The organism is Novosphingobium mathurense, from assembly GCF_900168325.1.
GTDB classification, from domain to species: Bacteria; Pseudomonadota; Alphaproteobacteria; order Sphingomonadales; family Sphingomonadaceae; genus Novosphingobium; species Novosphingobium mathurense.
The window spans coordinates 23,007-31,528 of the sequence record NZ_FVZE01000016.1 but is presented as its reverse complement, the minus strand read 5'-3'; the positions used below and the strand labels follow the sequence as shown (position 1 = coordinate 31,528).

The 8,522-nt window shown below is 61.6% G+C and carries 8 protein-coding genes; 4 read left to right on the top strand and 4 right to left on the bottom strand.

Annotated elements, in window-relative coordinates; translation table 11 throughout:
• Positions 1 to 216: 216 nt before the first annotated feature.
• A complete protein-coding gene (locus tag B5483_RS21730) occupies positions 217 to 1,050 on the bottom strand; it encodes an inositol monophosphatase family protein (protein WP_079731994.1) in 834 nt (277 codons plus the stop codon).
• Positions 1,051 to 1,658: 608 nt separating this feature from the next.
• Here B5483_RS21730 and B5483_RS21725 point away from each other — a divergent pair.
• Positions 1,659 to 2,690 carry a nucleoside hydrolase gene (locus B5483_RS21725; RefSeq protein WP_245829529.1) on the top strand — a complete coding sequence of 344 codons (1,032 nt, stop codon included), beginning with the start codon at positions 1,659 to 1,661 and terminating at the stop codon, positions 2,688 to 2,690.
• Positions 2,691 to 2,693: 3 nt separating this feature from the next.
• On the opposite strand, the gene B5483_RS21720 is transcribed toward B5483_RS21725, so the two are convergent.
• On the bottom strand, positions 2,694 to 2,996 hold the full coding sequence (locus B5483_RS21720) for a hypothetical protein (RefSeq protein WP_079731992.1): 303 nt from the start codon (positions 2,994 to 2,996) through the stop codon (positions 2,694 to 2,696).
• Positions 2,997 to 3,155: 159 nt separating this feature from the next.
• Between B5483_RS21720 and B5483_RS21715 the strand changes: the two genes are divergently transcribed.
• The gene (locus B5483_RS21715) at positions 3,156 to 3,785 is read left to right on the top strand and encodes an outer membrane protein (protein WP_079731999.1); all 630 of its coding nucleotides are present in this window, start codon (positions 3,156 to 3,158) and stop codon (positions 3,783 to 3,785) included.
• A gap of 136 nt (positions 3,786 to 3,921) precedes the next feature.
• Here B5483_RS21715 and B5483_RS21710 read toward each other — a convergent pair whose 3' ends face one another.
• A complete protein-coding gene (locus tag B5483_RS21710; RefSeq protein ID WP_079731998.1) occupies positions 3,922 to 5,103 on the bottom strand; it encodes a capsule biosynthesis protein in 1,182 nt (393 codons plus the stop codon).
• 358 nt (positions 5,104 to 5,461) lie between these two features.
• Between B5483_RS21710 and B5483_RS21705 the strand changes: the two genes are divergently transcribed.
• On the top strand, positions 5,462 to 6,949 hold the full coding sequence (locus B5483_RS21705; protein WP_079731991.1) for an LTA synthase family protein: 1,488 nt from the start codon (positions 5,462 to 5,464) through the stop codon (positions 6,947 to 6,949).
• On the opposite strand, the gene B5483_RS21700 is transcribed toward B5483_RS21705, so the two are convergent.
• Positions 6,930 to 7,691 carry an SDR family NAD(P)-dependent oxidoreductase gene (locus tag B5483_RS21700; protein ID WP_079731990.1) on the bottom strand — a complete coding sequence of 254 codons (762 nt, stop codon included), beginning with the start codon at positions 7,689 to 7,691 and terminating at the stop codon, positions 6,930 to 6,932. The genes B5483_RS21705 and B5483_RS21700 overlap by 20 nt on opposite strands.
• Positions 7,692 to 7,892: 201 nt before the next feature.
• Here B5483_RS21700 and B5483_RS21695 point away from each other — a divergent pair, with 201 nt between their 5' ends.
• On the top strand, positions 7,893 to 8,510 hold the full coding sequence (locus B5483_RS21695) for a sterol desaturase family protein (protein WP_079731989.1): 618 nt from the start codon (positions 7,893 to 7,895) through the stop codon (positions 8,508 to 8,510).
• Positions 8,511 to 8,522: the final 12 nt, after the last annotated feature.

Genomic DNA, 8,522 nt, shown 5'->3' with positions numbered 1-8,522 from the left:
CCATCGCAAGCCTCCATGTGCTTGCAACATCGAATCAGATTTTCACCTTCTTGGGAATCCCTGGCGTGAGTCAGCCTCAGCGCTCCTTGGTATTAGACAATTTCCAATACAATCGTAGATCGGCTACAAAGCCTGCGCACAGGCCGCTGCACTTCTAGACCAAGGTAGAATTGCCTCGGATATTGAGACGAAATACCGATTAAACAAGCATTATACTTACAAATCTTGTGCCGCACCTTTCAGATTTATTCCCGCTTTTACTAAGTTCCCGGCAATGTCTTCCCACAAGATCGAGCATGTCGCCGCAATAAGGCCAGCATGCGCATCCTCACATCGATAAGGGCTACCGTCAGGTCGGGCTGCCCGTCCCCCGGCCTCATTTAAAAAAAGCACCCCCGCAGCATGGTCCCAGGCAATCGTGCGAGTGAACAATGTCACATCGTTCTCTCCTAACGCTATCCGCGGATATTGGTCCGCAGCGCACCGAGGGCTATCGAGCATGTCAAACTTGTTCTGGAGATTCGCGAAAAGCTCAGTCCGCATCTCGATGTCGGCAAACAGTTGCGTTACTGCTACTTGTGGTCGAGATCTCTGCGGCGAGCGCACATGGAAAATTTCATCGTTAATCGTCGCACCACAATTTGCCTGTGCTGCGCAAAAACGATCAGTCAGCGGATCAAGGATCCACCCACCCACGGGCAGACCATCTTGCACCAAGGCAACTAATACTCCGAAGGGAATCTTCCCTGCGGCAAAATTTCCTGTGCCATCGAGGGGATCGATGATCCAACAGTCCCCGCGCGACAAATGCGACAATATCTCTGGATTATCGTGTGCAGCTTCTTCACCAACAATGTTCACGCCGGGTAGTAATCGACCCAGTTTGTTGGATAAGATTGCTTCGCTCTCTCGATCCGCAACTGTCACAGCCTCACCAGCAGATTTCCAATCAGCTGCAATGGCTTCTCCTAGCCTAAAGCGGGGAAGAATCGCCTTCCGCGCGCTCTCACGCATTGCTTGCGCTACAGCATTATTGAGCTGCTTATCCATGAGACCACGCCATAGACGATCTCGAATACGTAAATGAAAGCTGAGGAGCCCGTAGGTTGCAAAACATCCCAGAACTTTCGTATTCTCTCGCCGAGTGCGCAAGCTAAAATGTCAGCGTGCATGCAACCAAAATATGCTAGAAGAGCTAATCGGTGTCGATGCTTGCGGCCGATCAGACCTCACCTTGAACCTCATGAGCTAGGTGGACATAGCCCAATCTTCGCTTCACCGTCGCTGCATCACTAATGCTAGCACACAAGAAATGATCGGCCCGATCCACTCGGCAAATTTGTCTGCGTTGGGCCAGACTCGGGAATTGAAGTCCCATCACCAGGGCATGTTAAGGCATAGCCCCAGACCATAGACCGAGTGCCCCCCGCGGCACCTGTCAGACATGGATCTCGTCCAGGCCCAACCGCTTGCCCTACCAGCCAATATCCTGGTCGTGGCCGACAACGGCCGACGGATGCCGGGGCACAAGACCTCGCGCCGTGTAGCAGCCCGGCTCGGCCATTAGCTAAAGTTATGGGAAACCGAACCTTTCTAATTTCTCCGACGAAGCCTCGGCGTTATCCTTCCCCGCTCGGAGAACAAATGAGAGGAACGCCGTGTCATTGCACCTGAACCGCAGGGTCTTCATCGGATCCACCGGTGCGCTTCTGGCAGCCATGGGAAGCGGCGGGCTTGCGATGGCGTCCGGCAAGCGGGCGATGGCGCGCGTGATCCTCGACAACGACTTTGCCGGCGATCCCGACGGCCTGTTCCAGCTGGCTCATCACCTGCTAAGTCCCTCGGTCATTATCCCGCTGCTCGTCTCCTCGCACTTGCCCGTCAAATTCGGCGGACCAGCTTCGGCCGCAGCCGGTGCCGCCAAGGCGCAGGAGCTGATGGAGGTCATGCAGCTTGCGCAGAAGCCCCCGGTCGTTGCGGGGGCGGAACTGCCGATCGCATCGCGGTCCGACTGGAAGCCCAGCCCGGCCAGCGCTGCCATCGTGCGCGAAGCGATGCGCGAGGACACCGAGGTGCCGCTGTTCTTCGCAGCAGGGGCCAGCCTCACCGAGCTCGCCCTCGCCTGGCTTGCCGAACCGAAGATCGGCCGCCGCCTGAAACTCGTCTGGATCGGCGGACGCGAACATCCCGGGCTTGCCTATCCGCCTCCCGGTCCCGACGAAGCCGAATTCAACTTCGCCGTCGATGCCCTGGCCGCCCAGATCATCTTCAACGAGTCCGATATCGAGATCTGGCAGGTACCGCGCGACGTCTATCGCCAGGTGATGTACTCCATGGCCGAGCTCAACGAACTGGCGATGACGAGCCCACTGGCCCGCTATCTCAAGCGGGATCTCGATAACATGGAAGCGGCGCTGGCGAAAATTCCGGGATTCCCCTCGAGGCCGTCCAGCGAGGTTTATGTGCTTGGCGACAGCCCGCTGGTGACGCTGACCGCGCTGATGACGCCGATCCAGCCCGATTCCGCGTCGAGCCAGTACAGGCTCATGGCCACGCCGCGTCTCACCGTGGACGGGCACTATGAGGATAACCCGGGCGGGAGACCAATGCGGGTCTATACGACGGTGGATACCTCTCTGACGATCCGCGACATGGTGGCCAAGTTCAGAGCCGGGGCGCGACCCGAATAGGCATCAATCCTCCCTTCGCCTTCGCCCCATCAGCACCGCAAGTGCGCAGGTCGAGACGATCGGTCCGATCCAGTCGGCGAACTGGTCTGCCTTGGGCCAGACGCGCCCATCGAAGGCGCCCCACCAGGGCATGTTGGCGCGCAGGCCCCCGCCGAATTGCTCGATCCAGCGGTACTCGGCCTGAGCCATTTCGCGACCGAGGAAATAGCCGCAGGCGAGCGCCGCGCCGGCCCACCAGTTGCGGGTGAGAAGCCCCACCGCAGTCTGGATCACCAGTGCCCAGAAGGCATGTTCGAGAAGGTTCATTGGATCTCCGGATTCTGTCGGATCGGGACTGATTTCACGCGTCCGGTTAATTTCGGTTAATCATAAATATCGGGAATCTCATAAAATAATCTGGAACTTTCAATATGCTTCGTAGTTATGCCCGGTGTTCACGACAGAAATGACATCAGGGAAAACTACATGATCAAGACATTCGTTTCCTCGCTCGGCGCGGCCGCCGTGCTTGTCCTGGCCCAGCCTGCCATCGCGCAGTCGGTCGACGAGGCTTCGGCAGAGACCGGCGGCGGCACCACATTCCGCGGCATCCGCGTCGAAGGCAACTTTGGTGGCGATCGCTTCCAGTCCGAAGGCAACCACGACACCAATTTCGGCTATGGCGCCACGGTCGGCTTCGACGGCACCATGGGTGACCGTTTCGTCATCGGCGCCGAAGGCAGCTACTGGCGCGCCGAGGGCTGGGCCGAGAACTGCACCACCCTGCCCGACACCAATAGCATCTGCCACAAGGCGTTCGAGGAATGGGGCGCCGCCGTGCGCGCCGGTTACCTCGCCACGCCCGACCTGCTGATCTTCGGCAAGGCCGGTTACGTCAACGGCGAACAGCGCCGCCGCATCGACGATGCCGACGGCAACCAGCTCGTCTACGATCACTACCGCGCCGACGGCTATCAGGTCGGTGGCGGCGTCGAGTACGACATCGTCAAGGGCTCGACCCCGATCTACGCCAACGTTCAGTACGTCTTCTCGGACTACCACGGCCACTCCGCCCGCCACCGCGTAATGGGCGGCATCGGCGTACGCTTCAAGTAAGCCTTTCCAAGGATACTCCAGCGATGGCGGCGCGGGCAGAAGCTCGCGTCGCCATTTGCGTTTGGGGCACTTTAAAGGGAAACCAAATCGAACGCCGTAACGCATCTTCGGGGGCACGACACGCTGTGAACAGGCCTTACTCTGGCAGCAGCGGCCGTCCTTCAATCCGAGCGATCGCGTGGCGAACGACCTTGTCCAGTGCCTCTTCTGAGAAGAAACCGCCGGGTATCAGGCAGCGTTCGATCAGGACGCGGCGGAAGGCTTCAAAGGTCTCGGCATCGGGAGCAAGGGGGTTCTGCCAGAAGGCGTCCAGGCCGCCCTGGTACGTGATCTCGGGAATGTCGTAGACAGCATGGCCTAAGGCTACCACCGGCACGCCCATGGCCAGTCCCAGTGTGCCGCTCGTGCTGTTGATCGTCACCATCCCTTGCGCATCGCCGGCGACCGGGACGATGTCGCCCCAGGCCAGGTAATCGACGCGATCGGCAATGCCGAAGCGTGCGGCCATGTCGGCTGTTTCCTGCTCCCAGTTGCGCACGCCGTTGTCGAGCGGATGCTCTTTGACGACCAGGCGCATGCCGGCAGGTGCATGGGCGGCGAAGGAGCCGAGCACCAGCTTGAGCGCATCGGCAATGCCTGCAAACGGCGAATGCAGGCGGATCTGGGCATCGGAATCGAGCTGCAGGGGGAACAGGAAATAGGGATCCGTGGAAGCCTTCATCCGCTCGAGCAGCGTCGCCGCTTGCGCCTCGCGCTCCTTGCGGCGGCGCAGTTTGCGCCACCAACCCATGCCTTCGACCAGAGGGTGCCAGGGGCGATGGTTGTCCCAGTGCGGATAGTGCCAGCGCGTGAAGACGTCGGCGGCATTGTAGAGCAGGCCCTCCGTTGCGCGGCGGCGGAAGGAGGAGGGCACTTGCGCATGCGGCGGCACCGGCGGGAGCTTGGCAGCGGTTTCACGGTACCAGGCCGGATCGCGCGGCAGGCTGGAATGGCCGTTGACCCCGCCCAGTTCCAGTGTCACCCAGTCGGGCCGGACATAACCTTCCTCGAAGACGTGGACCGGTATGCCCAGTTCCCGGCACACCCGCGTCGCCCCCATGTGGTGATCGCGGCAATCGCCGAAGAGCATGACGTCGGTGATGGCCAGTTCGCCAAGCAGGCGCTGGAACTCGGCAGGCCAGTCCTCCAGCGAACCGCGATAGTCTATCCCGCCTGGGAGCCGCCAGAACAGGCGGTCGCCGCCATTGAAGTTGACCTTGTGCACACCGTGCCCGGCGGCAATCAGACCCTGGCCAAGGCGACGAAAGAGCGGCCCCATCAGGCCTTGCAGAAGCAAAACGTTGCGGCGGCGGGAACCCTTGCCCGTCACATAGACCCCGCCGGAGGCATCCGGCGCGGGAGTTACAGCCTCGAGTTTCAAAAGGCGCACTCCGTCGCGGATTTTTCGGGAAAGATATTTGTCGCCGCTTGCATCTACCTAAGCTCATTGCCCAATGAGTTCATTCGTCCGTTAGTCTGCCAAATCATGCTCGACAACCTCTGCTGTAAAAGTCATCGATTGTATGTCCGCCGAATAATGACAGGAACACAGTCCCACGTTATGAGGCCGCTCCCTGCACTGGAGCCGCAATGGAAATGACCAGACCTGCAGTCCGGCGAGGTACCAGGTAGATCGCATGCTGACCGTTGCAGTTCTGCTGGCCGGATCCATTCTCCTCGATGCTGCAGTCCGTCCACGTCCCGGAAAATCCGGACGCGGCCCCTTGCGGAGTTTCGCGGGCCTTGCCCTGCAATCGCTCATGGCTTTGGCGATCTTCGGCCTGTTCCTGGCTCTATGCGGGAATGCCGCGGTTTCCGTAGCGATGGCGCTGGCTATCATGGCCTTGCTGGCGGTCGCCTCGAACGCCAAGAACGCGATGCTGGGCGAACCGCTGCTGTTCTCTGACCTGGCCCTGATCGGCGCGATCTTTCGCCATCCGCAATTCTATCTCTCGGCCGTGAGCCTGTGGCAGAGAGTCCTGGCGAGCATCGGCGGCGCAGTGCTGCTGGCCGTGCTGGCTCTGCTCTTCGTGCCTGACCTGCCGGTCCACCTGGCAGGGCTGGGCATCATGATGGGGAGCCTTGCCGCACTCTTTCTCTTCCTGCGCGTCAGGCCGCCGCGCGCCCTTGCCCCGCATCCCGATGCCCACGAGGACGTGCAGCGTCACGGGCTGCTGCCGGTGCTGCTGCTCTACTGGTTGCGCTGGCGCGAAAGCCGCGATCCGCAGCCCCATCCGTACGCACAGCCCCCCTCTCCGGCCCTTCGCGCACCGCAAGAGGCGGAACTGGCCGTGATCATCCAGTGCGAATCCTTCGCCGATCCCGCCGAACTCTTCGGCGATCCCGGCCTCACCCTGCCCGGTCTCGATGCTGCGCGCGCGCATGCATGGCAATCGGGTTGCCTGCACGTCAGCGGCTTTGGCGCCTATACGATGCGCACCGAATATGGCGTGCTGTTCGGGCGTGACGAAGAAGCTCTCGGTTTTCGCCGCTACGATCCATTCCTGACCGCCTTGGGCGAGCACAGCTACGCCCTTCCCAACCGGCTCAAGGCAGCGGGCTGGCAGAGCCTGTTCCTCCACCCGCACGACATGCGCTTTTACGGACGCGACCGGATCATGCCCGCCGGCGGGTTCGCTGAGCTGGTGGGTCAGGATCGCTTCGCCCCGCCGCAGGCGAACGAAGGCCGCTACGTTACCGACGCAGCGATCGCAGACGAAATCGCAAGGCTGGCCCGCGACCTTGTCGCTCCGACCATGCTTTATGCCGTAACCATCGAGAACCATGGCCCCTGGGCGCCCGAGCAGGTCACCGGTCCGGGCGCGCTGACCGAGAGCTACCTACGCCTCGTGCGCAACAGCGATGCGATGCTGCAACGGCTGATGGACGAACTCGCAGCCTTGCAACGACCGGCCACGCTTGTCTTCTTCGGCGATCATCGCCCGAGCATCCCCGGGGTTACAGCCCCGGGCGGCGCGCGACACACCCCCTATGTCATCGTCCGTCTGGACTCGACCGGACAGCCGCTGCGCGGCACCGCCAAACCGATCGATCTGACCCCAGCCCAGCTGCACCACGCGGTGCTGGAAACCCTCACGGGCCCGCCTAGCGCTGCGGAGGCGTGAGCGAGGCCAGCAACCTGTCGCGCAGGAACGCGGGCAGCAACCGGTCGAACAAACGCAGCATCGCAAACATGCGCGGCGTGATGACATGCGCCTGCTTGCGCTCCGCAGCTCGCGCGATGATCGCCGCGGCCTTCTCGGGCGAGAAGATCATCGGCTTGGGGCCCGGCACCTTGCGCCCGGAAGCGGTATCGATGAACCCGGGGGAGACCAGTGTGACACCCACGCCATGGCCGCGCACGGCGAGGCGCAAGGCTTCGGCGAAGCGTGCAAGGCCGGCCTTCGTACCGGCATAGGCGGCAGCGAAAGGCAGCGCGTGGAATGCCGCCGCCGAGCCGATCAGTACGATGCGGCCCTCCCCACGTCGTGCCATCGCATCGGCCAGCGCTGCCGCCATCGCCGCGGGCGCCACGAAATTGACTTTGCCAAGCCGGACGACCAGCGCGGGATCTTCCACAAGCGCGCCTTGCGCCCGTATGTCCCCGAGGCCAGAGGCGAAGATGGCCATGTCGATCGCGTCCTCCGCGTCTTCGGCCATCAATGCAGCTACCGCAGCCTCTTCCATGCTCAGATCCAGCGAGCGCACCTTTGCGATGGCTCCCGCAGAGCGGCAGAGTGCCGCGGTCGCCTCGAGCCGATCCCGGTCGCGGCCCCAAAGCAGCAGTTCAACGCCCGGCCGCGCGTAATGGGCAACGATCGCACGGCCCAATCCGCCAGACGCACCTGTGACAAGAATGCGTCGCATTTCGCGCCTTGAGGCCGTCTCGACAGGATCTGGTGGAAAAGGCACGGCCATCTCTCTTGTTCGACAAGCACAGGAATTTAATGAATCTTTTCTAACTTACGCCAGCACCGGTTTTTGCACTACGGATTAAGCAAGAATTATGCTGCCTTGCAGCATATACTGTTGACAACGCAGCCCCATTGCTGTCGAGAAAGACGTCTGATGAATGATCCTCGAACCAGTCCTCAGCGCGTACAGCTGTTCGAGAACCGGCAGCTTGAGAAGCTGACTCTCATCTCGCCGCGCGGCTTCTTTCTGGTCTGGAGCATCGCGCTGCCGATCATCGCATGGACGGGATGGGGCACGGCAAGCGTAGCCTACGGCGCGCTCCTGTTCGCGCTCGGCCTGCTGGTCTGGTCGCTTTTCGAATACGCCATGCACCGCTTCCTGTTCCACTGGGATTCCGATGCCGCGCCCGTCAAATGGCTGGTCTTCGCAGTCCATGGCAACCACCATATTTCTCCCAACGACCCGCTGCGCAACCTGATGCCGCCGCTGGTGAGCCTGCCGATCAGCGCAACCGTCTGGGCGACTTGCGTGGCCCTGCTCGGTATGGCCGGGACCTGGCTCTTCCTCGGCTTCATCATCGGCTATGTCGGCTACGACGTGGTGCACTACGCCTGCCACCAATGGCCCATGCGCGGCCGCATCGGCATGGCCCTCAAGCGCCACCACATGCGACACCACCATGTCGACGAAGAAGGCAACTACGCGATCACCGCGATTTTCTGGGACCGCATGTTCGGCAGCAACATCCGCCAGATCAAGAAAGCGCAGTAAGGCTCCCCGCAC

Bases quoted from the DNA above. Each gene is read 5' to 3' on its own strand.
- B5483_RS21700 (WP_079731990.1), bottom strand. From the start codon at position 7,691: ATGCGACGCATTCTTGTCACAGGTGCGTCTGGCGGATTGGGCCGTGCG.
- B5483_RS21715 (WP_079731999.1), top strand. From the start codon at position 3,156: ATGATCAAGACATTCGTTTCCTCGCTCGGCGCGGCCGCCGTGCTTGTC.
- B5483_RS21720 (WP_079731992.1), bottom strand. From the start codon at position 2,996: ATGAACCTTCTCGAACATGCCTTCTGGGCACTGGTGATCCAGACTGCG.
- B5483_RS21730 (WP_079731994.1), bottom strand. From the start codon at position 1,050: ATGGATAAGCAGCTCAATAATGCTGTAGCGCAAGCAATGCGTGAGAGC.
- B5483_RS21710 (WP_079731998.1), bottom strand. From the start codon at position 5,103: ATGGGGCCGCTCTTTCGTCGCCTTGGCCAGGGTCTGATTGCCGCCGGG.
- B5483_RS21695 (WP_079731989.1), top strand. From the start codon at position 7,893: ATGAATGATCCTCGAACCAGTCCTCAGCGCGTACAGCTGTTCGAGAAC.
- B5483_RS21705 (WP_079731991.1), top strand. From the start codon at position 5,462: ATGCTGACCGTTGCAGTTCTGCTGGCCGGATCCATTCTCCTCGATGCT.